This window comes from Aquimarina sp. AWH4_224 (assembly GCF_056160245.1).
In genome coordinates, this window is the sequence record NZ_JBSWWU010000003.1 from 443,434 (window position 1) to 468,962 (window position 25,529).

General features: G+C 35.5%; 22 protein-coding genes. 10 read left to right on the top strand and 12 right to left on the bottom strand.

Going from position 1 to position 25,529, the window contains the following annotated elements; translation table 11 throughout:
• Window positions 1-27: 27 nt before the first annotated feature.
• From ACXAGJ_RS08085 to ACXAGJ_RS08095, 3 genes are all read right to left on the bottom strand, one after another.
• Window positions 28-1,101, bottom strand: a complete 1,074-nt coding sequence (locus tag ACXAGJ_RS08085) for an ABC transporter permease (protein WP_474838761.1) — start codon at window positions 1,099-1,101, stop codon at window positions 28-30.
• A 15-nt stretch (window positions 1,102-1,116) separates the two neighbouring features.
• Complete coding sequence (locus tag ACXAGJ_RS08090) at window positions 1,117-2,211, bottom strand: BT_3928 family protein (protein ID WP_474838763.1); 1,095 nt, start codon at window positions 2,209-2,211, stop codon at window positions 1,117-1,119.
• Window positions 2,212-2,298: 87 nt separating this feature from the next.
• On the bottom strand, window positions 2,299-2,847 hold the full coding sequence (locus tag ACXAGJ_RS08095; protein ID WP_474838765.1) for a DUF1599 domain-containing protein: 549 nt from the start codon (window positions 2,845-2,847) through the stop codon (window positions 2,299-2,301).
• A gap of 93 nt (window positions 2,848-2,940) precedes the next feature.
• On the opposite strand from ACXAGJ_RS08095, the gene folP reads away from it, so the two are divergent.
• From folP to ACXAGJ_RS08110, 3 genes are read left to right on the top strand one after another with little or no spacing between them, the layout of a single operon-like run.
• Window positions 2,941-3,765 carry a dihydropteroate synthase gene (gene folP / locus ACXAGJ_RS08100; protein WP_474838767.1) on the top strand — a complete coding sequence of 275 codons (825 nt, stop codon included), beginning with the start codon at window positions 2,941-2,943 and terminating at the stop codon, window positions 3,763-3,765.
• Window positions 3,766-3,796: 31 nt separating this feature from the next.
• Window positions 3,797-4,573 (top strand): diadenylate cyclase, encoded by a 777-nt coding sequence (locus tag ACXAGJ_RS08105; RefSeq protein WP_474838769.1) that lies wholly within the window; start codon window positions 3,797-3,799, stop codon window positions 4,571-4,573.
• Entirely contained in the window at window positions 4,573-5,376 is an 804-nt protein-coding gene (locus ACXAGJ_RS08110) for a DUF3667 domain-containing protein (protein ID WP_474838771.1), read from the top strand. The genes ACXAGJ_RS08105 and ACXAGJ_RS08110 overlap by 1 nt, the downstream gene beginning before the upstream one ends.
• Window positions 5,377-5,386: 10 nt before the next feature.
• On the opposite strand, the gene ACXAGJ_RS08115 is transcribed toward ACXAGJ_RS08110, so the two are convergent.
• Window positions 5,387-7,144 (bottom strand): ABC transporter ATP-binding protein, encoded by a 1,758-nt coding sequence (locus ACXAGJ_RS08115; protein WP_474838773.1) that lies wholly within the window; start codon window positions 7,142-7,144, stop codon window positions 5,387-5,389.
• Window positions 7,125-7,889 carry a tRNA pseudouridine(38-40) synthase TruA gene (truA, locus tag ACXAGJ_RS08120; RefSeq protein ID WP_474838775.1) on the bottom strand — a complete coding sequence of 255 codons (765 nt, stop codon included), beginning with the start codon at window positions 7,887-7,889 and terminating at the stop codon, window positions 7,125-7,127. The genes ACXAGJ_RS08115 and truA overlap by 20 nt, the downstream gene beginning before the upstream one ends.
• Before the next feature lie 92 nt (window positions 7,890-7,981).
• Here truA and ACXAGJ_RS08125 point away from each other — a divergent pair, with 92 nt between their 5' ends.
• Window positions 7,982-8,476, top strand: coding sequence for a metallophosphoesterase family protein (locus ACXAGJ_RS08125; protein WP_474838777.1), 495 nt, complete (start codon window positions 7,982-7,984; stop codon window positions 8,474-8,476).
• A gap of 57 nt (window positions 8,477-8,533) precedes the next feature.
• Here ACXAGJ_RS08125 and ACXAGJ_RS08130 read toward each other — a convergent pair whose 3' ends face one another.
• A complete protein-coding gene (locus ACXAGJ_RS08130) occupies window positions 8,534-8,944 on the bottom strand; it encodes a DUF4293 domain-containing protein (protein ID WP_474838779.1) in 411 nt (136 codons plus the stop codon).
• Between the two features lie 212 nt (window positions 8,945-9,156).
• Here ACXAGJ_RS08130 and rho point away from each other — a divergent pair, with 212 nt between their 5' ends.
• From rho to ACXAGJ_RS08145, 3 genes are all read left to right on the top strand, one after another.
• Window positions 9,157-10,815 (top strand): transcription termination factor Rho, encoded by a 1,659-nt coding sequence (rho, locus tag ACXAGJ_RS08135; protein WP_474838781.1) that lies wholly within the window; start codon window positions 9,157-9,159, stop codon window positions 10,813-10,815.
• 161 nt (window positions 10,816-10,976) lie between these two features.
• The gene (gene msrA / locus ACXAGJ_RS08140; RefSeq protein WP_474838783.1) at window positions 10,977-11,642 is read left to right on the top strand and encodes a peptide-methionine (S)-S-oxide reductase MsrA; all 666 of its coding nucleotides are present in this window, start codon (window positions 10,977-10,979) and stop codon (window positions 11,640-11,642) included.
• A gap of 562 nt (window positions 11,643-12,204) precedes the next feature.
• Complete coding sequence (locus ACXAGJ_RS08145; RefSeq protein WP_474838785.1) at window positions 12,205-13,365, top strand: SH3 domain-containing protein; 1,161 nt, start codon at window positions 12,205-12,207, stop codon at window positions 13,363-13,365.
• Between the two features lie 192 nt (window positions 13,366-13,557).
• Here ACXAGJ_RS08145 and ACXAGJ_RS08150 read toward each other — a convergent pair whose 3' ends face one another.
• The 5 genes from ACXAGJ_RS08150 to ACXAGJ_RS08170 form a co-directional block, all read right to left on the bottom strand.
• Window positions 13,558-14,445: a bifunctional 5,10-methylenetetrahydrofolate dehydrogenase/5,10-methenyltetrahydrofolate cyclohydrolase gene (locus ACXAGJ_RS08150; protein WP_474838787.1), complete on the bottom strand. Its 888-nt coding sequence runs from the start codon at window positions 14,443-14,445 to the stop codon at window positions 13,558-13,560.
• Between the two features lie 41 nt (window positions 14,446-14,486).
• Window positions 14,487-15,815: a signal recognition particle protein gene (gene ffh, locus ACXAGJ_RS08155; RefSeq protein WP_073316924.1), complete on the bottom strand. Its 1,329-nt coding sequence runs from the start codon at window positions 15,813-15,815 to the stop codon at window positions 14,487-14,489.
• 253 nt (window positions 15,816-16,068) lie between these two features.
• A complete protein-coding gene (locus tag ACXAGJ_RS08160) occupies window positions 16,069-18,225 on the bottom strand; it encodes a fasciclin domain-containing protein (RefSeq protein WP_474838789.1) in 2,157 nt (718 codons plus the stop codon).
• A 90-nt stretch (window positions 18,226-18,315) separates the two neighbouring features.
• On the bottom strand, window positions 18,316-20,142 hold the full coding sequence (locus tag ACXAGJ_RS08165) for a fasciclin domain-containing protein (protein ID WP_474838791.1): 1,827 nt from the start codon (window positions 20,140-20,142) through the stop codon (window positions 18,316-18,318).
• Window positions 20,143-20,312: 170 nt separating this feature from the next.
• Complete coding sequence (locus tag ACXAGJ_RS08170; RefSeq protein ID WP_474838793.1) at window positions 20,313-20,975, bottom strand: hypothetical protein; 663 nt, start codon at window positions 20,973-20,975, stop codon at window positions 20,313-20,315.
• A 103-nt stretch (window positions 20,976-21,078) separates the two neighbouring features.
• Between ACXAGJ_RS08170 and ACXAGJ_RS08175 the strand changes: the two genes are divergently transcribed.
• Genes ACXAGJ_RS08175 through ACXAGJ_RS08185 form a run of 3 tightly spaced genes read left to right on the top strand, consistent with a single transcriptional unit; the run spans window position 21,079 to window position 25,055 of the window.
• Complete coding sequence (locus tag ACXAGJ_RS08175) at window positions 21,079-21,594, top strand: RNA polymerase sigma factor (RefSeq protein ID WP_474838795.1); 516 nt, start codon at window positions 21,079-21,081, stop codon at window positions 21,592-21,594.
• 54 nt (window positions 21,595-21,648) lie between these two features.
• The gene (locus ACXAGJ_RS08180; RefSeq protein WP_474838797.1) at window positions 21,649-22,545 is read left to right on the top strand and encodes a FecR family protein; all 897 of its coding nucleotides are present in this window, start codon (window positions 21,649-21,651) and stop codon (window positions 22,543-22,545) included.
• Window positions 22,542-25,055, top strand: a complete 2,514-nt coding sequence (locus tag ACXAGJ_RS08185) for a TonB-dependent receptor plug domain-containing protein (RefSeq protein WP_474838799.1) — start codon at window positions 22,542-22,544, stop codon at window positions 25,053-25,055. The genes ACXAGJ_RS08180 and ACXAGJ_RS08185 overlap by 4 nt, the downstream gene beginning before the upstream one ends.
• Here the strand turns inward: ACXAGJ_RS08185 and ACXAGJ_RS08190 are convergent.
• A complete protein-coding gene (locus ACXAGJ_RS08190) occupies window positions 25,045-25,518 on the bottom strand; it encodes a GNAT family N-acetyltransferase (protein WP_474838801.1) in 474 nt (157 codons plus the stop codon). The two genes, ACXAGJ_RS08185 and ACXAGJ_RS08190, sit on opposite strands and share 11 nt — an antisense overlap.
• Between the last annotated feature and the right edge of the window lie 11 nt (window positions 25,519-25,529).

Here is a 25,529-nt window from a genome sequence, read left to right on the forward strand (position 1 = left end):
TGTGGTTACAAGTGTTATGAAGGCCATTTAAGATCTAATTCTAGGATCTAACCAGCCATAGATAATATCAACAAATATATTGATTAGAATAAACATTGTGGCTACGATTAATACAGAACCCATTATTATAGGCAAATCCAGTGTATTCAATGCATCTACAATCTCTTTTCCTAATCCATTCCATCCAAAAATATACTCTACAAAAACAGCCCCAGCCAACATAGATGCAAACCAGCCCGATATTGCAGTTACCACCGGATTTAACGCATTTTTGATTGCATGTTTCTGTATAATCTGCACCAAGGATAGACCTTTTGCTTTTGCTGTCCTGATATAGTCTTGATTCATTACCTCAAGTAACGAATTACGCATCAGCTGAGTAACCACCGCCAAGGGTCGTATTCCCAAAACAATTGCGGGTAATATCAAGTTTTTCCATTGGATATAACTTCCCTCTCCAAAATCATCAACTTCATACAAACTACCTGTCATATTAAGGTTGGTAAATTCGTGCAATACATACCCAAATAACCAGGCAAAAATAATTGCACTAAAAAACGAAGGGACACTCATCCCTAAAGTGCTTAATAATTGAACTGTTCTATCGACCCAGGTATCTTTGGTCAATGCACTAACGACTCCTAGAAATATTCCTAAAAAAATAGCTATGCAAATGGCGCTAACTGCCAAAATAGCGGTATTGGGTAGCGTTTCTCCTATTACCTTGCTTACCTTTTTTCCATTTTTCTGAAATGAAGCTCTTAAATAGGGAAGCTTAATAACTACATTAGTGTTCCCTGCCGTAAACAAACGGTTATAACTATACTTGTTGTCATCCAAAAATGTAAAATCATCCGGGCTTTGACTATGAAAAGATACAGGTGATAAGTCGTTGAGATAATACATGTATTGCTTAGAAACCGGTTGATCAAACCCATATTTCTTTCGAACCGCTTGCAACTGTTCCTCGGTTTCATTTTGACCAAGCATCATTTGTGCAGGATCCCCAGGTAATAAGGTAAAAAGTAGAAAAATAACGGTTATTACCCCTAGCAAAGTAAGTAATGCATACCCAATTTTATTAAGGAAATAACTCACCATTATTGTTTCTGGTTTTTATAAAGAAAGTTTCTCGGCGTCATTCCAATGTAACTTCTGTACAATGGTGCCTTTTTTAAGTTTAACAATTCCTGGGTTTGAACGTAAAATAGTCTTCAGCGCTGTTTCATCTGTAATATAAAATTCGAAGTTAAGATTATACTTCACTTTTATTTCAGAAATATCTTTTGTAGTAGACGCCGTAAGCCCAATAACTTCATAGCCCTGAGCAATAGCTTTATCAGTTATTCCTTTCATCGCATTCAAACCTTCTGCTTCACTTTTTGACAAGTTATAGGCAACTATCACTATTAAATTATCCTGAGATAAAAACTCTGATGTATAGTCTCCCCCATCCTTTTCTATAGAAAAATCATGAATAGGAGGTTCATACCCTTCTTTTAGCGTTTCAGTATCGACACTAATAAATTTACCTTCAACCTTAGGGTAATCTCCACTAGTAGTTACTATTTGCTCTTCACCATTCACCTCAAATTTCCAATGGTAAGCAAATTCGGGTTTTGGAGCGTTTTCGGGTACTTGCATACCCTGCTCGATATTCACTCCTACTTTATACGCTCTAAAATCAAATACCGGTAAATGCATCAGCACGTAATAGGCAAACCCTAAACAAGCCGTAAAACTCGCAAAAACAATCCATTTGTGAGTAGGAATTGGACCGACTGGATTAATATAACGTCGCCCAAAAAACAAGATTAATATCAGGATTAATAAGATTACATCTTTGGTAAAGGATTCCCAGGGTGTTAGTGGTAGCGCATCTCCAAAACATCCGCAATCTGTTACCTTATTAAAATATGCCGAATAAAAGGTGAGGAATGTAAAAAATACAATCATCAATAACAGCGACCACACTGTAAATTTTGGCAAGTAACCCAGAATCAGCATAATTCCTAAAACAACCTCAAAAATTACCAGAAAAACTGCTATTAACAAGGCATACGGAATTAAAAATTCTAGATTAAGTACGCCTTCACCAAAATACTCCTGAAGCTTATATGAAAACCCTAAGGGATCATTAAGTTTAATAAATCCCGAAAACAAAAAAAGTGCTGCAACAAAAATTCTGGAGAAAGTGACTAGTATTTTCATGTGATGTTGTAATTATTTTTTAGGGAAATCCTGCACAATATAGTGTGGATTGTATATTGTTATTTTTAGTTTAACACTATTTTATACCTATTTTTTATCTTCTTCTCCGAGATGAATCATCGCAAACACTGCATAATTGATCATATCCTGATAATTGGCATCGATACCTTCACTAACCAGAGTTTTCCCTTTATTATCTTCTATTTGCTTTACCCGCAACAATTTCTGAATGATTAAATCTGTTAGGGAACTTACTCTCATATCTCGCCAAGCTTCGCCATAATCATGATTCTTATTCATCATCAACTCCTTGGTTATCAAGATATGTTTATCATACAAAGCAGTAGCTTCCTCTACATCTAAATCTGGTTGATCAACAATCCCTTTTTCTATTTGCACAAGAGCCATAATACTATAATTGATAATCCCTATAAATTCTGGCACTTCTCCTTCATCAACCTTTCGCACCGCATTTTCTTGAAGACTTCGTATACGTTGCGCTTTTATAAAAATTTGATCTGTTAACGAGGGAAGTCTAAGGATTCTCCAAGCACTACCGTAGTCCTTCATTTTCTTGACGAATAGATCTCGACATGTGCTAATTACTTCATCATATTGTATCGAAGTATCTTGCATATAACTGTTGAATTTTGCGTAAATTTCGCTTTAATATGGGAATTAAAAAAATCATAGCTCAAGTTTAGAAATAAAAAACCTCAAAACTTCATAATGACAATAAACTGTAAAGGTTCTTTAATTGATTTATCCAGCCCAAAAGTAATGGGAATACTCAATATCACTCCAGACTCATTTTATGACGGAGGCAAATACAAAAACGAAGATCAAATTTTGCTACAAACCGAAAAAATGTTGAAAGAAGGAGCTACATTTATAGATGTAGGTGCATATTCTTCTCGACCTGGAGCAGATCACATTTCTGAGGAAGAAGAAAAAGCAAGAATCCTACCTATTATTGAGTTGTTGGTTGTAAAGTTTCCAGAAATCCTGCTCTCCATCGATACATTTAGAAGTGCTATTGCAAAACAATGCATATTAGCCGGTGCAGCTTTAGTTAATGATATTTCTGCTGGCCATCTGGATACGGAAATGATCTCTATGGTTGGAAATCTCAAAGTACCCTACATTATGATGCATATGAAAGGTACTCCGCAAACTATGAAAACCTTAGCCACATATGATAATCTCCTTACCGATATTAACTTATATTTTTCTGAACGAATAGCCATAGCAAGAAAACATGGAATTGATGACATCATTATTGATCCAGGTTTTGGGTTTGCAAAAAACTTAGCTCAAAATTTTGAGCTATTAAAACATCTAGAAATTCTACAATTTCATAAGTTACCCATCTTAGCAGGCTTATCCAGGAAATCTATGATTTACAAAACATTAGATATCGATTCTACTGCAGCGCTAAATGGGACTACTAGCTTAAATACGATAGCCTTAATCCATGGAGCTTCTATTTTAAGAGTCCATGATGTAAAAGAAGCTGTAGAATGTGTTTCTTTAATCAATGCACTGAAAAGTTAATTTTTTCTATTTTTACAAAAACACCGAGCTTTTGGATTTAATCAACTTAAGAATACTTGATATATTAGATATTGTACTTGTTGCTTTTCTATTGTACTATATCTATAAGTTGGTTAAAGGTACTGCAGCAATCAATATCTTTATTGGGATCGTAATTATTTACCTGGTTTGGAAACTCACTCAGTTTCTGGCCATGGAGATGCTGAGTAGTGTTTTGGGTGAATTTATTGGTGTTGGAATGTTTGCCTTGATTGTTGTTTTTCAGCAAGAAATCAGAAAATTTCTGTTGATGATTGGATCTACCAATTTTGGTAGGAGAAGAAAGTTTCTAAGGCAACTCAAATTTATAAGAGATACGCCCGAAGATAGTGTAACTAATGTAAAAGCTGTAGTAGAGGCCTGCAAGAGCATGGCCGTTACTTATACGGGTGCTCTTATTGTTATTAAAAGAAATACATCTTTGGATTTTGTGAAAACTTCTGGTGATGCCATGGACATATTGGTTAATACACCAATCATAGAAAGTATTTTTTATAAAAACAGTCCATTGCATGATGGGGCTATGGTAATAGAAGACAATCACATTTTGGCTACTCGAGTAATTTTGCCCGTTACCCAGGAAAGCACAATGCCTTTGCGTTTTGGACTTCGACATAGGGCTGCTGTAGGAATCACTGAAAAAACGGATGCTCTTGCCCTGGTAGTAAGTGAGGAAACCGGTAAACTCTCCTATATCAAAAATGGCGAATTTGTCATTTTTAAAACCGAAGAAGAGTTGATTGAAAAAATAAAAAGAGACTTGAGTTAATGAGTAAATTAATTCCTATTACAAATTGCAAAAACTGTGGAGCCCAGGTTGAACAACATAACTTTTGTCCCAATTGTGGCGCAAAAAAGATTACTAAACGCATTACGTTTAGGAATTTGACCGAAGAACTTACCGAAAAGTATTTCAACATAGACAACTCTTTAATTAGAACTATCAAAGACCTTATGTTTAGACCTCATGATGTCATTGATGGATTTATTCATGGAGTGCGCAAAAAATACATCAATGTGATTTCTTACTTTTTGATTTCTATCACATTAAATGGACTTACCCTTTTTTCTTTAAAAAAGTATTTTAATCAGTCTGTTGTTGATTTGAGTACTATCAAAGAGGATCAAGAATGGATAACCACTTTCTATGACATGCTATATGATTATCAAGGGATTTCAAGTTTTGCTTTTATTCCTTTATATGCATTAATATCCAAAAAGGTTTTTTCAAATTACAAGAGGTACAACTTCACCGAGCATATTGTAATCAACATGTATATCACAGCCCATTCATCGATAGTTATGTTCGTTCCAATAATGACATTATTGATTTTTGGATTTAAGTATCAAGGTCTTTCATTTTTTACGCTACTCTTTAGTTTTCTATACAGTATTTATGCTTTCAAAGATCTATACCAATTGAATTGGAAACAAATCACATTAAAAACCTTAAGATTGTTTCTAATACTCTTTATACTTTCTTTTGTTTTAATTTTTATAGCAATCATCATTGGTATTGCTAAGGCTGCAATGGAAGGAAGGTTTAACAACGAAACTGCAATGCTGTTCTAATTATCGCAAATTACACTTCGGCAAACTGCACCTCATACAAGTTGCGATAATACCCATCACTAATTTTCAAGAGTTCATTGTGATTACCTTCTTCTACGATGGTTCCTTGATCCATAACTATAATTTTGTCAGCATTTTTGATTGTTGCTAATCGATGTGCGATAACTATTGAAGTTCTTCCTTTAGTTATTTTATCCGTTGCATCCTGAATCAATTGTTCACTATGAGAATCGATAGAAGAGGTGGCTTCATCCAACACCAAAATACCGGGATTAGTGACATAAGCTCTTAAAAATGAGATTAACTGCCGTTGTCCAGAAGACAGCATCACTCCTCTTTCTTTTACGTTATAATTATACCCTTCGGGAAGACTCATAATAAAGTCATGAATCCCAATCTCTTTGGCAGCAGCCTGCACCTGTTCTTCTGTAATATCTGGATTATTTAAGGTAATATTATTTAGGATAGTATCTGCAAACAAAAACACATCCTGGAGGACCACCGCAATATGATTTCGGAGTGAAGGGAGTGAGACTGTTTTAATATCCGTTTTATCAATAGAAATAGTACCACTATCGATTTCATAAAACCTACTTAACAAATTAATGATGGTAGACTTTCCGGCTCCAGTTGCTCCTACAATCGCAACCGTTTCTCCAGCTTTTACACTTAGAGAAATACCCTTAAGCACTTCTTCTCCTTCAAGATAGCTAAACCGAACCTTTTCAAAATCTATGTCTCCATGAATATTCTCCAGTGTTATCGAGCCCTTATTTTCGATAGTAGCCTCTGTATCCAATACAGCAAAAACTCTGTTGGCTGCTACCATTCCCATTTGTAAGGTATTGAACTTATCCGCTATCTGACGTAATGGTCTAAATAGCATTTGAGACAATTCTATAAATGCTACTACTACCCCTAAGGTAATCACATCACCTTGTGCTGCTTTTAGTCCTCCAAACCAAACAATAAGTCCTATTGTTACAGAACTTGACATTTCTGCAATAGGAAAAAAGATAGAATTATACCAAACCGTTTTTATCCAACCTTTTTTATGCTTTTCATTAATTTCTTTAAAATTAGTGTATTCAGTCTCTTCTCGAGTAAACAGTTGCACAATCTTCATTCCTGTGATCCGTTCCTGTACAAAAGAATTAAGATTAGAAACTTGTGTTCTTACTTCTTCAAAAGCAGCTTTCATCTTCTTCTGAAAAACTCGGGTTGCATATACAATCAGAGGTAATATCACCAATACTAAAAGTGTAAGTTGCCAACTCTGATAGAACATATATCCCAATATAACCAGCATTTTAAGAAGATCACTGATGATCATAAATAACCCTTGGCTAAATATACTTGCTATAGTTTCGATATCGCTTACAGCCCTCGTTACCAAACGCCCAACAGCAGATTGGTCATAATACTGTTTCTTGAAGCCCAACATATGCCGAAACAGCTTGATTCTAAGGTCCAGAATTACCTGTTGTCCTAACCAGTTAGCAAAATAAATGAATAGAAACTGAGAAATCACTTCTAGAAACAGTACTCCAACCATCAAAGAAATAAAGTACACCAGCAATTCTCCGTCTTTGGGTATAATGGTCTTATCGATTACTTGCTGTAATAAATAAGGACGTAATACACCAAAGATCGATAGCATAATTGCCGCGAAAGCAACAAAATAAAATGTAAATCGATAGGGTTGGGTATATGAAATCAACCGTTTAAAAAGTCTGAAATCAAATGCTTTACCGCTCTTTTCTGCCATTTAGTTGATAAATATTATCAGGATATTGAACATTAGTAAGGTATAATCCATGAGCCGGGACTGAATACCCTGCTCTACTACGATCCTCACTTTTAATTATGGTAATCAAATCACTAACTGCTAATTTACCTTCACCAATTTCTATAAGTGTACCAACAATCGCTCTTACCATATTACGCAGAAAACGATTTGCTGAAATCGAGAAGACCAAATCATCACCATATTTTTTCCAATATGCTTCAGTAATGGTACAATTATACGTCTTTACATCGGTTTTGGACTTACTAAAGCATTTAAAATTGGTATAGTTTAACAGTAATTTAGCAGCTTCATTCATGCTGTCTATATCCAGTTTCTTTTTGAAATAATAGGATTTATCCAACACAAAAGGATTCTTTACCAGTGTAAGATGATACTCATAAGATCTACTTACTGCATCAAATCTCGCATGTGCATTTACAGCTACTTCTTGTACGTTTCTTACCGCTATCTCCGGAGGTAAAATAGAGTTCAATTTATATTTTAAATCTTCAGAATCTATATTTTTTTCGATATCGAAATGAGCCATAATTTGTTTGGCATGAACCCCTGTATCCGTTCTTCCTGCTCCAACAATATCAATCTTAGTCCTAAGAACAGTAGACAAACCGTTTTCAATTACTTCCTGAACAGAAATAGCATTCGGTTGCCGCTGCCATCCATGATATGGAACACCATTATAAGAAAGTTCTAAAAAGTATCTCAAAGTATTTTATTTTTGCATAAAATCGGAAGCAAATATAACTCTAAAAATAGAGATTTATCGCACTTCTTGATTCCCTATTTAATTCTACTATCTTGAAAAAAATTCTTTTATTAAGTGACACCCATAGCTATATCGACGAGCGAATCCTACATTATGTAAAAGAAGCTGATGAAGTTTGGCATGCAGGCGACATTGGAGATCTAAAAGTTACCGACGCTATTGAAGCACTTACTACACTCAGAGGGGTATATGGCAACATAGACGACAGTAAAGCAAGAGCAACCTTCCCGCTACATCAGCGTTTTGTTTGTGAAGGAGTCTCGGTTTGGATCACACATATCGGTGGATACCCTCCAAAATACAATCCGCAAACCAGAGCAGAAATCCAAAATAATCCTCCCAAGCTGTTTATCTGTGGTCACTCTCATATTCTTAAAGTAATACCCGATCCAAAAAATGGATTGTTACATATGAATCCGGGAGCAGCTGGAAAACATGGTTTTCACAAAGTTAGAACCATGCTTCGTTTCACGGTTCATGATGGAGCTATAGAAAACCTCGAAGTTATTGAACTTGGAAAAAAATAAAACCCGAAGTTGGCATACTCCGGGTTTTAACGCACTAATACTACTAAGATGTTAGGTTTATCGTAATCGATCAACAGATTTTACAAGATCTTCATCCTTTTTAATGGCTTTGTTCGCCAACACTAATAAAACGATAGAAATAATAGGAATCAGCATCCCAATACCTTTCTCAGAAATCATAGTTTCTCCAGATATAGTTAGAGACCAATAAACAAATACTCCTAGTAAAATAAAGTTTAATAAGATATTGATACGCCCCAATACGAATTGAAGCTTTCTATTTCTAAACAAAAAAATACTACCCAAAGACAAGGCTGCAGATCCAAAACACAACCCTATCAAAAGAGGTTGTTGTTTTACAAATAATTCTACTCCTTGTTGATCAAATCCATAAGGAAATACCATACTTACACCACCACATACTGCGGCCGCTAATAATAGATATACTGTTTGAATTCTTTGTAGCATTATAACTTTTTCTTACGGGAAAGCAAAAATAAGAGTTTCTTTTTATAAATAAGCTTAAAAATTAAAAATAAAGTCGTATACTTGCAGCACAAAATCTGTAACCCATTCAATCAGGGTTACTTACCTTCAAAATAAAATTTTCATAGAATTCTTCTTTAGAAATTTATACCTAAGAAAATTTATATCAAACGTAAATTATATAACACATTTAAATGTTAGAAATTTCAGAATTAAAAGCGAAGAAGCTTCCTGAATTGCAGGAAATTGCAAAAAGCCTTAATGTACCCAAATACCGTTCTTTGAAGAAATTAGATCTGGTATATCAAATTTTGGATCATCAGGCTGCAAATCCTGACGCCTTAAAAGAAACAACAGCAAAGGAGCCAAAAGCTACTACTGGTGAGAAAGCACAAAAAAAGCCTGCTCCCCAAAGACAAAGAAGACCACGAACGAGAAAGCCGGAGGGAACAAACACTACTGCCAATGACGGCAAGAACGAAAAGGCAAACAACAATACTAACACCACAACCTCATCTCCTAAAGTTTCTGAGGAAAACAACAATCCTAAAAAAGAAACAAAAGAAGAAAATACTCCTCAACCAAAAAAGGACGACAAAAAAGACAACAGAAATAAAAATACAGAAAAGTCTAATCAAAAAGGCAGAGGAAATAAAAAAGACAATAATAACAACAACAATAGAGACAATAACGGAAACCGTGATAATAGAAATCGTTATAAGGAACCCGATTACGAATTTGATGCTATTATCGAAAGTGAAGGTGTTTTAGACATTATGCAAGATGGTTATGGATTCTTAAGATCCAGCGACTACAATTACCTATCTTCTCCGGACGATATCTATGTATCTCAATCACAAATACGACTTTTTGGTCTTAAAACTGGAGATACCGTATTAGGGCAAGTAAGACCTCCTAAAGAAGGAGAAAAGTACTTCCCTCTTATTAAGGTTAACAAAATTAATGGTCTAGACCCTCAAGTAGTAAGAGATCGCGTTTCTTTTGAACACCTTACTCCATTATTCCCTCAAGAAAAATTTACACTTGCCGAAAAGCAAAGTACTATTTCTACCAGAATTATGGACTTGTTTGCTCCTATTGGAAAAGGACAACGTGGTATGATTGTATCACAACCTAAAACGGGTAAAACAATGCTACTTAAGGATGTTGCTAACGCTATTGCTGCAAATCATCCTGAGGTATACCAAATGATTCTGCTTATTGACGAAAGACCGGAAGAAGTTACAGATATGCAGCGTAATGTAAAAGGTGAAGTGATTGCTTCTACTTTTGACAAAGAAGCTAACGAACATGTAAAAGTGGCTAATATTGTTCTGGAAAAAGCTAAGCGCCTTGTAGAATGCGGTCATGATGTAGTTATACTTTTGGATTCTATAACACGTCTGGCAAGAGCATATAATACTGTACAACCAGCCAGTGGAAAAATATTAAGTGGTGGTGTTGATGCCAACGCTTTGCACAAACCAAAACGTTTCTTTGGAGCGGCACGTAATATTGAAGGAGGAGGATCTCTTTCTATAATCGCTACTGCTCTTACTGAAACAGGTTCAAAAATGGACGAAGTAATCTTCGAGGAATTCAAGGGAACTGGTAATATGGAACTGCAATTAGACAGACGCATTGCCAACAAGCGTATATTCCCAGCAATTGATTTGATCTCTAGTAGTACAAGAAGAGATGACTTATTGCTAGATGACGCTACGATTCAGCGTATGTGGATCATGAGAAAATACCTTGCAGATATGAACCCTGTTGAAGCAATGGAATTTATTAACGAACGTTTCAAACAGACTAGAAACAACGACGAGTTTTTAATATCAATGAACGGCTAATTCATTTTATATATCATTGACAAAATGACTATCCTTTGAGGATAGTCATTTTTTATTTTAGAGCAATTTTAAGAAATGTACACTAAGCAAAATGTACTTTTACTTAAAATCTTGAAAGTTTTCATATCTATTGAGGACCAAGTAACAAATATGTATGAATTATGAAAAACACACACTACTTTATTATTGGCATTCTTTTTTTATTTACAAGTTGTCAAAGCAATAGCCAAACAGCAAACCCTAAACAAGAGTCACTCAAAAACTTACCCCCAGTGCAAACTGAAGCTGTTGACGGATATGAAAGAGCATATTTTGCCAGTGGATGCTTTTGGTGTGTTGAAGCAATATATGAAAGTGTAAAAGGAGTAAAAGAATCTATTTCGGGATATTCTGGCGGACACACAGACAATCCAACCTATGCAGCAAGCAACACTGGACGCACAGGACATGCTGAAGCTGTAGAGATCTATTACAACCCTGAAGTCATTTCATTTGAAACACTCGTGGACATTTATTTTGGATCTCAAAACCCTACCCAGATAAATGGACAAGGACCAGATCATGGATCACAATACAGATCTATCATCTTTTATCAAAATGAGGAACAGAAAAAAATCATTGAAGAAAAGAAATCTGCATTAGCTAAAAAATTAAACAGAAGCATTGCTGCCGAAATTCTTCCTTTTCAAAAGTTCTGGATAGGAGAAGATTATCACCAGGATTATGAAAAGCGAAACCCCAACAATCCATACATCAGAAATGTTTCGATACCAAGATTGTTAAAATTTCAATCAAAATTCCCTCATCTTATTAAAGACAAGCATTAAACAATCTGAATTCCCTATGTTAAAATATGTTAAAATAAAATACTCTTGTATTTCACTCCGAAAACCTTTTAAACATTAGTAAAAGTTGTCTTACATCGTCATAAAACCAAAACCGACAAACCCGATTTAAACCATCAAATAAATCCGGTGTAATACATAAAATATTCGTTGAATAACACAATTCAATGAAAAAAAATTGATATTTTTGTAGAAATAAAATCAAAAGATGTTGTGTTTTTCATATTAAAACCTTACTTTTGATTCTGATTTAAGGGTTTTCTTATCAGTATTTTAATCGTAAATATTGAAGCTTTACTAAAGCAAATCTTTTATAAAGCACTAGAAAACAACCACTTAATGATAAAATTAGTTCTTTAAAAAGCGGGAAATTTCAGTACTTATATCAAGTTAGTTTCTGGAAGAAATAAGATCAAATTTATTTTTGGCACCCTTTTTGAAAAGCGAATTTTGATGGTAAATTCTAACATTTTGTTTAGAAATTATGATGAAAAAATTAATTTATAGTTAAATATTATAACCCAATCTACTTAAAACAAGAGATATGAAATCTATTTTTACATTTATTCTACTTTTGGTGATGACTTTCTCTTCTGCGTATTCGCAAACAGAGCAGTACATGATGACTAGTACTAAGTTGACAGTACATAGTGGTCCAGGTCTAAATTTTAATACTATCGGTGAAATTGCCCAAGGAACTCAAGTTTACGTTATGAGTTCAAATTACGGTGAATGGAGTGCGATTCAGTATAAGAAGATCAACGGATTCGTTGTTACCAAATATTTAACAGAAGATAGTCGTATTGCAGACGCGGAAGCAGCAGCAGCTAAGGCAGCAGCACAAAGAGAAGCAGCTAAGGCAGCAGCAGCAGCAGCAATTGCACAAGCAGAAGCAGCAAGAAGAGCGGCAGAAGAAGCAGCAAGAAAAGCAGCTTTGGAAGCTAAAAGAGCTAGAGAGTTAGCAGAAGCTGAAGCAGCAGCAGCAATCGCTCAGGCTGAAGCAGCGCAAAATGCAAAAGATGAAGCTGCCAGAAAAGCTCGTCAAGACGCTTCCGAAACGGAAGCAGCCTTGAAAGCAGCTAGAGCAAGAGCAGCAAAAGGAATTGATGACGTTGCCTCTAACCCAATAGAATCAGCAACACCATCTTATGGAGCAAGCAGCAATAGTTCTTCTCCTAAAGCAGCTAACATAGAAGTAACCAGAGAGGATAAATATTCTAGCTGGGAGAAAAAGACATATAAATCAGGAGCTACTCCTAAGTCTTTCAATTTCAAAGGAAAGTTTGACTACAAATTAGATAACTACCTAAAAATTAAAGTAGGTAAGAATACAGAAGTAGTTATCAAACTTTACAAATTAGGTAAAACGCCTAGTGATGATCAATTGGTACGTGTAACTTACATTAACACCAACACTACTCAATTTATCAGAAATATTCCAGAAGGTGAGTATAAGTTAAAAATTGCTTACGGTAGAGAATGGAAAGAAAAAGTGATCGATGGTAAGAAATACGGAACATTTACTAAAAATGCTCTTTATGAAGAAAGTAAGCAAATCTTAGATTTCAAAACGGTAAAAACAACCAAAGGAATCAATGTTCCATCATATAACTTATCTCTAGATCTTCTACCAAGTGGAAGCGGAGGATATAGTACTGGTGGTTCTGGAGACGAGAGCATTAGTGCTGATAAATTCAATCAATAAGAAAACATTATTTAAACAGAATATCACCAAAATATAAATGTAACAAAAAGTTAGATCTAATATAGATCTAACTTTTTGGTTGTTTCTGTTAAATCTAATAACCTATAGAATAACAGAAATTATAGAATAAAAAAATGCTCGTTATCTGCAGATAACGAGCATTTTTTTTACAGTTTAATAGAAATAATAAGTTTATCCCTTGTTGTTATGATGCCTTTCTCTTGCTAACAAGGTATTTTTCAATAACATTGCTATAGTCATCGGCCCTACTCCACCAGGAACAGGAGTAATATGGGATGCTTTTTTACTTACGTTTTCAAAGTCAACATCTCCTACGATCTTATATCCTTTTGGTCTAGTTTCGTCAGTAACACGAGTAATACCCACATCAATAATTACTGCATCATCCTTCACCATTTCAGCTTTTAAGAAATTAGGAACTCCCAAAGCAGATATTACGATATCGGCTTGAGATATAATCTGTGTGATATTTTTAGTATGACTGTGTGTCAAAGTAACCGTTGAATTTCCTGGCCATCCTTTTCTACCCATCAAGATACTCATAGGGCGCCCTACAATATGACTTCTACCGATAACCACAGTGTGTTTTCCTTTGGTATCTACATCATAACGCTCTAGCAATTCTAAGATTCCAAAAGGTGTTGCAGGAATAAAAGTAGACATATCCAATGCCATCTTACCAAAGTTCATTGGGTGAAAACCATCAACATCCTTGTCAGGATCTACTGCTAATAGGACTTTTTGCGTATCAATTTGTGGAGGAAGCGGTAATTGCACGATAAATCCATCAATATTATCGTCCTCATTCAACTCTTTGATTTTAGTCAACAACTCAATCTCACTAGTTGTACTCGGCATTTTCACCAAAGTAGATTCAAAACCTACACGCTCGCAGGCTTTTACTTTACTACCTACATATGTTAAACTGGCGCCGTCGTTACCTACTAATACTGCCGCCAAATGAGGAACTTTCTCTCCTCTGTCCTTCATTTTTTGAACCTCGACAGCAATTTCATCTTTAATATCGTTGCTAACTTTTTTTCCGTCTAATAATTCCATCCCCCTATAATGTGCTTAAATAGTTTATGTTGTGTTTTAATTTATCTCATTTTACCCATCATCTGCATCATACGTTTGCCACCGCCACCTTGCATCATCTTCATCATCTTGCTCATTTGATCAAACTGCTTCAGTAATTGATTTACCTGTTGAATCGAGGTTCCTGATCCTTTACCAATACGTTTTTTTCTGCTGGCATTAATAATTTGTGGCTTTGCACGCTCTGCAGGAGTCATAGAATGAATAATCGCTTCAATATGTTTGAAGGCATCATCATCGATATCCATATTTTTCATCATTTTTCCGGCTCCGGGTATCATCCCCACTAAATCTTTCATATTACCCATTTTCTTGATTTGCTGAATTTGCTTCAAGAAATCATCAAAACCGAATTGATTTTTTGCTATTTTCTTCTGTAATTTTCTAGCTTCTTCTTCATCAAACTGCTCTTGCGCACGTTCTACCAGAGACACTACATCTCCCATCCCAAGGATTCGATCTGCCATACGCGAAGGGTAGAAAACATCAATAGCTTCCATTTTCTCTCCGGTACCTATAAACTTGATTGGTTTATTAACCACAGATTTAATAGAAATTGCGGCTCCACCTCGAGTATCACCATCTAACTTGGTAAGAATTACACCATCAAAATTCAAAACATCGTTAAATGCTTTCGCAGTATTCACCGCATCCTGACCAGTCATCGAATCTACCACAAATAGTGTTTCGCTTGGAGAAATAGCTTTATGTATATTCTCGATCTCGGTCATCATGGCTTCATCAACCGCCAAACGACCGGCCGTATCTATAATTACAACATTGTTTCCATTTGCTTTTGCATGAGCCACACCGGCTTTAGCAATTGCTACAGGATCGTTATTTCCTCTATCACTAAATACCTCAACATTGATCTGCTCTCCTACTACATGCAACTGATCGATCGCCGCAGGTCTGTATACATCACAGGCTACCAAAAGAGGTTTCTTGGTTTTTTTATTTTTTAAATAATTCGCAAGTTTTCCAGAGAATGTCGTCTTACCCGACCCTTGTAATCCAGACATTAAAATGATCGATGGCGAGTCAGACAAATTAATTCCTGCGGCATCACCTCCCATTAACTCGGTAAGTTCGTCTTTTACCAGTTTTACCATTAACTGCCCTGGTTTAAGACTTTTTAATACGTTCTCCCCTATTGCTTTTTCTTTTACTCTTGCAGTAAAATCTTTGGCTATTTTATAGTTTACATCCGCATCAACTAAGGCTCTTCTTACTTCTTTTAGGGTTTCGGCTACATTTATTTCTGTAATCTGACCATGACCTTTAAGAATATGTAAGGCCTTATCTAACTTATCACTTAAATTATCAAACATAAAATTCTCTGTTTTGCAATACTACCTTTATCGATAGATAGCTGCAAATTTACACATTTGTAGTGTATTAATAAAAGAAAGGAAATGTAGAATTATAATCATTTTGGATAATTTGAGAATTCTATATCAAAATGTTTTCTATTTCGGAAATAATACAAAAAGCCATCAAAAGAAACCGATAAATTGATTTCTTTCGATGGCTTTTTTTTTTGGAAAATTAATTATAAGGTGGCTAAACCTAAATTAACACTTATTAGTGAGCTGAAGGAATCAAAACTCCTTCAATAACATGAATAATACCATTGGACGCCTCTATATTGGCCATGGCTACTCTTATGTTTCCATTTAATATTACTTCGCCATTTACCATCTCGATAGTGACTTCATCTCCTTGCAATGTAGTTACTGTTTGACCAGCGAGTAGTTCTGCTGCAGTTAATTTCCCAGAAGCTACGTGATATAACAACACTTCGGTCAATACATCTCCAGAAGGAATTGCACTCAACGCATCGAAGGCAGCATTGGTTGGTGCAAACACTGTGAAAGGTCCTTCTGCGCTAAGTGCATCAACCAAATCTGCTGCCTGTAATGCTCCCACTAGGGTAGAAAGCTCAGGGGTATTGATTGCAATCTCTACGATACTTTGTAGCTCTGCGGGGGGTAACAGAACTCCATTAATTACATGAACTATTCCATTAGATGCTTCGACATCCGCCATCAATACTTCGATAGTATCATTCAAAATTACTTTACCCTCATCATTCATAGCAATGGTTACTTCTTCTCCTTGGATTGTGGTTACCGTTTGACCGGCCAATAAATCTTCTGCAGTTAATTTTCCGGAAGCAACGTGGTACAATAATACCTCTGTCAATGCATCTCCAGATGGTATTTCGGACAAAGCTGCAAATGCGTCATTCGTAGGTGCGAACACCGTAAAAGGGCCTTCCCCATTAAGCGTATCCACCAAATCCGCTGCTTGCAGTGCACCTACCAAAGTAGATAATTCTGGAGTAGCTACAGCGATCTCAACAATGCTTTGTAATTCTGCTGGAGGTAACAAGACTCCATTAATTACATGCACAATACCATTGGAAGCTTCGATATCTGCCATTAGCACTTCTATCGATCCATTAAGAATTACTTTGCCATTATCATTTAATGCAACGGTCACTTCTTCTCCCTGAATGGTAGTTACTGTTTGACCTTCAATCAATTCTTCTGCCGTTAGTTTTCCAGAAGCTACATGGTATAATAACACTTCGGTCAATGCATCTCCAGATGGTATTTCAGACAACGCAGCAAAAGCATCATTTGTTGGTGCAAACACGGTAAAAGGACCATCTCCATTCAATGTATCCACCAAATCTGCAGCCTGTAAAGCACCTACCAGCGTAGATAACTCTGGAGTGGCAACTGCAATTTCTACAATACTTTGTTGTGTTTCAAAAGAAGGTGGGATCAACACAGCATCAATAACTTGTATAATACCATTTGAACCGCCAATATTTGCTGAAAGTAATTTTACTGTATCATTGATAACAATCTCATTATTCTCATTTAAGCTTACTTTTACATCTTCTCCTTGTAGTGTTTCCGTCAACTCTTGGGCTAACAATTCTGCAGTATTTAATCTCCCGCTTGCAACATGATATAATAATATTTGCGTTAACGTTTCTAATGGTGGGATTTCTTCCAAAGCTTCAAAAGCTTCATCGGTAGGAGCAAAAACCGTAAAAGGTCCTTCTCCTGATAATGGCTCTACCAAATCTGCTGCTTGTAAAGCTCCGACCAAAGAGGTAAATCTTCCATCTTCAACGATAAGTTCGACTATAGTTTTATTTGGTATAGTAGTTTCTAGTAACTCTGCGGTCCACAATCCTCTTCCTAAACCTCCTCGGGTAAAGAATTTAAAACTTCCATCCACATTTCCGTTATCTCTTACTCTACCGATACCAAAAATCAAATCTCTTCCTGGCGGATCAATGATAATATAGAAAATCCCATCACTTATAATGGCTCCCCTAGCTCTTGCTTTGGTACCATCTGGCAATTCGAGATTACCTCTTACAATGGTAAAACTGGCATGATAAAAAGTGAAGTTTAATGAAAGTTCTCCTGAAAGTTGTGTTCCGGATCCTGCTCCCTGTAATACCTCAGCAGAAAAATCATATACTCTTTTTTCTCTACTGATTCTAAACGTTTTGCCTTCGTCCTTGACTGTTAATTCACCGTCAAGAAGCGTTTTTGTCATTTCTTCGATTGCATCAAAACTGATGATTTTTGATTCTTCGAATTCAATAAGTTCTGGTTCGTTTTGGACTTCATCATCGTTTTGACAAGCCACAAACATACTCGATACAATTATGCAAAAGATCGACATGCATAACCTACTGGTTAGTTTTTTCATAGCAATTTTAATTTTAAGAGTTAGAAATTAAGAAGTGTGAAATATGTGAAAGAAATATCCAGGCTCGAGTGAGCCTGGATATATATTGAATTACATCATCGGTAATAATACTTGGTCTACAACATGAATAACTCCATTTGCTGCCTGAACATCGGTTACAACAACATTGGTAACTCTACTATTTTCATCAGTTATAGTTACACTACTACCAACATTTACGGTAAAAGTTCCTGTTTCTAAAGTAGTAACTACTTGACCATCTGATAAATCTGCTGCTCTAACATTCGCTCCTGCAACTACATGATATTGCAGTATTGGAGTAAGTTCTGACTCTCCTGGGATTGTTATCGCAGAAAATGCATCATTAGTAGGCGCGAATACTGTAAATGGTGCTGGATCTGTTCCATTTGCTGTGCTTAGCACACTTACAAAATCAGTCGCTGGTGTAAGGTCGGTAAGTGCAGAAACCAAAGTAGAGAAATTAGAATCTGCAACCGCAAATGTTACCACAGTTGGTAACCCTATTACTGCATCCACCACATGGATTACTCCGTTACGGGTTTCTACATTAGGTGTTACTACTGTTGCTCCTCCATTAGCCATCCCTCCATTAAGCACTACTCCACTACTAGTATTGATATAGATACTCAAATTGTTCATAGTATCCCCAAATGTCGCTAATGTATTTGCATAGCTTGTAGACAAATCAGTGGATAATAACTTTCCATCTATCACATGATTCAATAATATTTGTGTTACAGTTGCTACTGGTAAATCTTCTAAGCTAGCGCCATCCAACAAAGCATCGAATGCTGCATTAGTGGGTGCGAATACAGTACGCATGGTTGCGCTATCCAAAGCGTCATTTAGACCTGTAATACGAAGAGCAGCATACAAAGAAGAAAAATCACTTGCTTCTCCTCCATTAAAGGCTACAGCTGTAAAACTTCTTCCTAAAGCATCTAATGCAGCGTTAGGTAAAAGTACTTTATCAATAGCATGAATCACACCGTTGGTTGCCTTTACATCTGTGGCGATAATTTCAGAATCCACTCCTGTTTTATCACGTAAAAATGCTCCGCCTTCTAGATTTAACGTTAGTGTTTCCCCTTGTAAAGTAGCTGGAGTTACTCCATCAGGAATACCAGGAAGATCTACTGCCAAAACATTAGCTCCTGCAATTACATGATAATTTAATACTATCTCTAATTGGGCAGCTGTAAGGTCTGCTATCTCGATATTGAATCTATCCAAAAGATCTGTAAATGCATCGTTTGTTGGTGCAAATACTGTGAATGGAGCTGGATCAGTTCCGTTTGCTGTACTTAACACAGTTGCATAATCTGTATCTGGAGTAAGATCTGTAAGTGCTGCTTGTAATGTATCAAAGTTAGGGTCTGCAACTGCAAAAGTAGTCACCGTGGGTAGTGTAATTACAGCATCTACAGCATGAATCACTCCGTTAGATTGCTCGATATCAGCCTGTGTTACTGTGGAGATTCCATTGATTTGTACCCCACTTGACGTATTTACATAAGTACTAAAACCTGCCAGGTTATCAGAATATCCAGTAGTTAATTGTGTAGAAGTGAGTCTTGATCCTAAAACGTGATTTAATAAGATTGGTGTTAAATCATCTTTTGAGAGATCATCTAGAGTTACTCCCAGACTCGTAAGCAGTGCATCGAATGCTGCGTTGTTTGGAGCAAAAACAGTAAAACTTCCTTCTTCGGATAAAGTTTGTACTAGTTCAGCTTTTTCTAATGCTGCAAGCAAAGAACTATAATCTGCATTTGCCGCTACAAAATCTGCAATCGTTGTTGATGAAGGGGGAAAGGTAGTATCATCATCATCCGAACACGAAAAAACAGTAATGGTTAAAAATGCTATCAAAACTGTTTTGAGGAAATTTTTCATTTTCATGGTGTTTAAATTTATTGTTTGATGATTAAACAACTCAATCCTAAAAACTCTAACCCTGGTATTGGGTTTTTAGCATTTATTTAACTTTTTGTTTAACGTTTTAGCTAAAAATGTTAAACAAAAAAAGCCGCTACAATAGCGGCTTTTCTACTTATCTTCTTTATTTATAAATCGTTCTCATCGCAGGCCATTGCTACTTCGAGTATAGCATTCAATAGATCCGTGTTATGTTGCGCTTGCGAATTTTGGCCATCATGTAACAACAAATCTATGGGGTAATTAATACTCATCGAAACCGTTTCGTCTGCCTGATCCATGAATTCAAACATTTCTGAATCATGAAATAATTCTAGAGTCTCTAATTGGTTTGTTCGGCTATCAAAAGTAGCTATTCGAATAGGGTAAGTAAAATCTATACACTCGATATCAGGATCGTTCGCCAAACAAGCATTTGCTAGCGCATCAAGTTGGGCCTGATTTTCAACCTCGGTTTCTTGATAATTAAATAAAGTAATTACTACAGGGAATTGAATCTGTATGTTATCTGCATCTTGCAACAATTGATAATCGTTTACCTCATCAATTAAAAATTCCTCCTGATTTCTTAAGATCGTATAGGGCAATTTAATACTAAAACAATGTCCTTTGTCTACTATATTATCAAAAGAACCATCATGAGTCACTACATTTTTAATTAAACTTGCTAATTGCGAATTTCTGGGAATCACGTCGTCAATTGTAGGATCGATAATTTCTCTTTCTTCATCTTGACATCCTACTAAGCTCGTTATCGCAGCCAAACAGAAAATTAATATCCTAGTCTTCATTTTTTTTTACTTTTTCCAACAACTATTTGTATAATAACAATTAAACCGCGAAAATTCCTACTGGTAAATAGTATTTTTTATAATTTTAACAAAAAATATAGTAATGTCTAAGAACCTCTATGACAATGTTTGCGAAGAAAAATTGTTTGCTGAACTTTTCAAGAAACATGCTCAAGAATTACATAATTTCATTTATTACAAGTATGGAGAGCATATAAGCCCCAGAGACAAGGTTCAAGAGGCATTTATTAAACTTTGGGATAATTGTAAAAAAGTTCCTTTGCAAAAAGCAAAAAGTTTCCTGTTTACAATTGCTAACAATTTATCTTTAAATCAGCTTAAACACGATAAGGTAAAACTAAAGTTTCAACAAGAAGATCATAAAAATTATACCAATCAATCTCCAGAATTTATTTTGGAGGAAAAAGAGTATTTACAAAAATATCAAAAAGCCATTGCCAAACTTACCGAACCACAGCGTGTTGCATTTCTTTTAAATAGAGTAGAAGGAAAAAAACATAAAGAAATTGCAGAGCTTTTAGGCATTTCGAGAAAAGCCGTAGAAAAGAGAATCTATGGGGCATTAGAAAAATTAAGAAAAGAAATCGAAGGAATTTGAAAAATAGGGTAGGAATTTTCGACTTTAAGGTGTTATATATATAGGAACTTTGTTATGAAAGAGAAAGATCTTATTAGAAAATGGTTAGATAATGCGCTGACCGATGAAGAATTAAAGGCGTTTAAGCAATTAGACGCCTACGATTCTTACATCAAAATTTCTGATACTAGCAAAAAAATTCTTCCTCCGTCTTATGATGTAACCGAAGAATTAAACGAAATACAACAACACATTTCGCAACGTACAGTTGCCAAAAATAAATCCTACTTGGGTATTCTACTTAGAATTGCGGCCGTATTCGTATTGGGTCTAGGAGTGTATACGTTTTTTGTCAATCAAGATACTCAAGTCAATACCTTAGCTGGACAAAAGGTAAATATTGAACTTCCTGATCAAACCAAGGTACAACTCAATGCCTTATCTGAAATCGTGTATAATAAAAAGGGTTGGGACAACAATCGAGAAGTACATCTTGAGGGTGAAGCTTATTTCAAAGTTGCTAAAGGAAAAAAGTTCGATGTTCGCACACCTCTTGGTGTTGTTACTGTACTAGGTACAGAATTCAATGTAAATCAACGTGAAGGGTATTTTGAAGTAATTTGCTATGAAGGTCTGGTAAGTGTATCTTACCAACAAAATACTTACCGATTACCTCCGGGAAAAGGTATAGAGTTACTTTCTAAAAAAATCAATGAAGTCAATACCCTAGATATCACACCCTCTTGGATAGAAAATAAAAGCATTTTTAAGAGTAAACCTTATTATCTAGTACTAAGAGAACTTGAAAGGCAATATGATGTGGTCATCTCTTCAAAAAATATTGATCAACACTTACTTTTTACTGGTAATTTTGTACATTCAAATATTCAAATGGCATTGGAGTCTATCACGATACCAATGGGTTTGAAATATGAAATTAACGAAAACCTAGTAACCCTGTATAAACAGTGATCAGAACCAAAATCACAGTTGTACTTTTTATTCTTTTCTTAAATTGTTTTCAGTCTTTTGCGCAGTCTGAAAAGGATGTATTGCCTTTAATTTCGGTGTTAAACGAATTACAAAAACAATTTGGTTGTAGTTTCTCTTATGTTGACAATGACCTGGAAAGCATTACGGTTAAAGCTCCCAACAAAGATCTTGACCTAAAAGCAGCTGTTACCTACATACAAAAACAAACCTTGCTTAATTTTACGTATCTCGATCCTACTACGATTACTATAAGTGCACGTTTGTTCTCCATTTGTGGGGTACTCATTTCAGCTTCCGAAAATACGGTAATTACAAACGCTACCATCCAAAGCCAAAATAAAACTAGTGTCACGGATCAAAACGGGTCTTTTTCTATTGAGCTATCTGATCTCAATCAGCTCATCAACATTCAGTTTTTGGGATATACTCCGCTTCAATTACCTGCTAGGGATCTTCTAGAACAACCCTGCAAAGAGATTATGATGACACGGGAAGTGCAATACCTGAATGAAATTATTTTAAATGATTATCTTATTAAGGGAATTGGTAAAAAAAACGATGGATCTATACGCATTGATTATGATGATTTTGGAATCCTACCCGGATTAATCGAACCAGATCTTTTACAAACTATCCAAGCGTTACCTGGTATCTTAAGTACAGAAGAAACCGTTTCTGACATTAATGTAAGAGGTGGAACCAATGATCAAAATCTAATACTCTGGGATGGTATAAAGATGTATCAATCTGGACACTTCTTTGGGCTAATATCAGCTTTTAATCCTTATTTAACCAAAAATGTAGAATTACTCAAAAATGGCACCAGCGCACGTTACGGAGATGGAGTGTCTAGTGTTATTGCCATGAGTACAGATAATAAGGTAGCTCAACAAAACAACACAAGTTTTGGTGTAAATATGACCAGTATCGATGGATATACAGATCTTAGATTGGGTAAAAAATCCTCTATTCAGCTCTCTGTCCGGAAGTCTATTAGTGAAGTCCTGGAAACGCCAACATATCGTCAATTTTTTGACAAGTCATTTCAAGATTCGGAAGTCGTTGAAAATACCAATGAAATTTCTAACACCAATGATGAGTTCTCTTTTTATGACACTAGCTTACGTTGGTTATACCAGTTCAGCCCAAAGGATCTGATCAAAATAAATGCATTGCTTATCCGTAATGATCTTATGTTTCAGGAAAATGCCATTGTAAATAGTACGAATGAAGCCAGAGCAAGTAGTCTTAAACAAAATAACACTGCTGGAGGCTTATCTTATCAAAGAAATTGGAGTGATGCCTTCAACACCGAACTAATATTGTATGGTACTAATTACAACCTTGAAGCTATTAATTCTGACATTATCAATAACCAGAGGCTTTTACAAGAGAATGAGGTATTAGAAAGCGGCGTCAAAATAAATGGATCGTTCAAAATACACCCTAATTTATATTGGTTTAGTGGGTATCAATTTAATGAAACTGGTATTTCCAATTTAAGAGATGTAAACAACCCTACATTCAGAGATTTTACAAAAGAAGTCATCAGAACGAATAGCCTGTATTCTGAAATTAATTACAATTCACCAAACAACATTACCCATGTCACTGCTGGGGTACGGCTTAATCATTATGGAAAATTAGATCGGACCTTACTAGAACCTAGACTGAGTGTTACTCATAAATTTCTAGATCATTTTACAGTAGAAGTACTTGGAGAACTAAAGAGCCAGGTCACTTCTCAAGTTATCGAGTCACAAAATAATTTTTTGGGCGTCGAGAATCGAAATTGGGTGCTATCCAATGAAGAAGATATACCAATTATAGAAAGTGAACAAGTTTCTTTAGGAATAACATATACGCATAACAATTGGCTAATCAATGTTGACACCTTTTATAAACATGTAGCAGGAATCTTGTCAAAAAGCCAAGGCTTTCAAAACCAATTTGAATTTGTTCCCGATCACGGTAGTTATACCACCAAAGGAGTAGATTTTTTGATCAATAAGCGTTTTAAAAACCTGAGTACCTGGTTGAGTTACTCTTATGCCAAAAATGACTATACATTTAATCAACTCTTTTCCCGTGATTTCCCAAACAATATTGATATTAGGCATAACATCAACTTTGCCGTAGCTTACTCGATAAACAATTTAAAACTTTCAACAGGTATCAATTGGCATAGTGGAAGACCTACGACAAGACCCGCTTTAGAAAATCAAATTTTGGGAGACGGAAGTATTAACTATCAAGCTCCAAATAATGATACACTACAAGATTATTTTAGATGGGACGCTTCTGCAACCTATGTCTTTAATTTAACCAAGAGTATCAAAGGAACTGCTGGTCTCTCTTTATGGAATCTTACCAGTCGAGAAAATGTCGTCAACAACTATTACAGAGTAAATGATAGTGGAGATGTAGAAGAAGTTCAACAATTAGGGTTAGGATTCACCCCTAATGCATTATTACGTATTAATTTTTGAGGTGTCTAACCGCGGTGTAGGTAACGACTTCTTCGCCTCCCACAACTTTTACGGAGTTTTTGATCATCTCAAAACCATGTTTTTGAAAAAAACCTTTGGTCAATATGCTAATTTCTGTGGTAAGCGTATCAATATTTTCTTGTCTAGCAATCTGCTCTAAGGTTTTAAACATAGCCTTAGCTATCCCCTGGCCATGGTAATTCATATGCACAAAAATATATTCTATATTTCCTTTTTTGTCCATACAAAAAGAACCTATAATTTCACCGTTTAACTTGGCGTTGTAAATAAAATCTTCTCTAAATTTTTTCTGCCAATATTCTTTGTTGGTTGCTAATCGAGAATAGATTTTGATTTCGTCCTTGGTAAATATCAAAGACCCATAAGAAGTGACCGTCTGATAGAACAAGCGTTGCATCAGCGATAAATCCGTATCTGTAGCCCTGGATATTTGAAATTTCATAACTCTAAAAT

Excerpts from the sequence above, each read along its gene's own strand:
- ACXAGJ_RS08110 (WP_474838771.1), top strand. The coding sequence starts at position 4,573 with ATGAGTAAATTAATTCCTATTACAAATTGCAAAAACTGTGGAGCCCAG.
- ACXAGJ_RS08150 (WP_474838787.1), bottom strand. The coding sequence starts at position 14,445 with ATGGAATTATTAGACGGAAAAAAAGTTAGCAACGATATTAAAGATGAA.
- ACXAGJ_RS08165 (WP_474838791.1), bottom strand. The coding sequence starts at position 20,142 with ATGAAAAATTTCCTCAAAACAGTTTTGATAGCATTTTTAACCATTACT.
- ACXAGJ_RS08145 (WP_474838785.1), top strand. The coding sequence starts at position 12,205 with ATGAAATCTATTTTTACATTTATTCTACTTTTGGTGATGACTTTCTCT.
- ACXAGJ_RS08160 (WP_474838789.1), bottom strand. The coding sequence starts at position 18,225 with ATGAAAAAACTAACCAGTAGGTTATGCATGTCGATCTTTTGCATAATT.
- folP (WP_474838767.1), top strand. The coding sequence starts at position 2,941 with ATGACAATAAACTGTAAAGGTTCTTTAATTGATTTATCCAGCCCAAAA.
- ACXAGJ_RS08095 (WP_474838765.1), bottom strand. The coding sequence starts at position 2,847 with ATGCAAGATACTTCGATACAATATGATGAAGTAATTAGCACATGTCGA.
- ACXAGJ_RS08085 (WP_474838761.1), bottom strand. The coding sequence starts at position 1,101 with ATGGTGAGTTATTTCCTTAATAAAATTGGGTATGCATTACTTACTTTG.
- ACXAGJ_RS08190 (WP_474838801.1), bottom strand. The coding sequence starts at position 25,518 with ATGAAATTTCAAATATCCAGGGCTACAGATACGGATTTATCGCTGATG.
- ACXAGJ_RS08115 (WP_474838773.1), bottom strand. The coding sequence starts at position 7,144 with ATGGCAGAAAAGAGCGGTAAAGCATTTGATTTCAGACTTTTTAAACGG.
- ACXAGJ_RS08170 (WP_474838793.1), bottom strand. The coding sequence starts at position 20,975 with ATGAAGACTAGGATATTAATTTTCTGTTTGGCTGCGATAACGAGCTTA.
- ACXAGJ_RS08175 (WP_474838795.1), top strand. The coding sequence starts at position 21,079 with ATGTCTAAGAACCTCTATGACAATGTTTGCGAAGAAAAATTGTTTGCT.
- ffh (WP_073316924.1), bottom strand. The coding sequence starts at position 15,815 with ATGTTTGATAATTTAAGTGATAAGTTAGATAAGGCCTTACATATTCTT.
- ACXAGJ_RS08090 (WP_474838763.1), bottom strand. The coding sequence starts at position 2,211 with ATGAAAATACTAGTCACTTTCTCCAGAATTTTTGTTGCAGCACTTTTT.
- ACXAGJ_RS08180 (WP_474838797.1), top strand. The coding sequence starts at position 21,649 with ATGAAAGAGAAAGATCTTATTAGAAAATGGTTAGATAATGCGCTGACC.
- ACXAGJ_RS08130 (WP_474838779.1), bottom strand. The coding sequence starts at position 8,944 with ATGCTACAAAGAATTCAAACAGTATATCTATTATTAGCGGCCGCAGTA.
- msrA (WP_474838783.1), top strand. The coding sequence starts at position 10,977 with ATGAAAAACACACACTACTTTATTATTGGCATTCTTTTTTTATTTACA.
- rho (WP_474838781.1), top strand. The coding sequence starts at position 9,157 with ATGTTAGAAATTTCAGAATTAAAAGCGAAGAAGCTTCCTGAATTGCAG.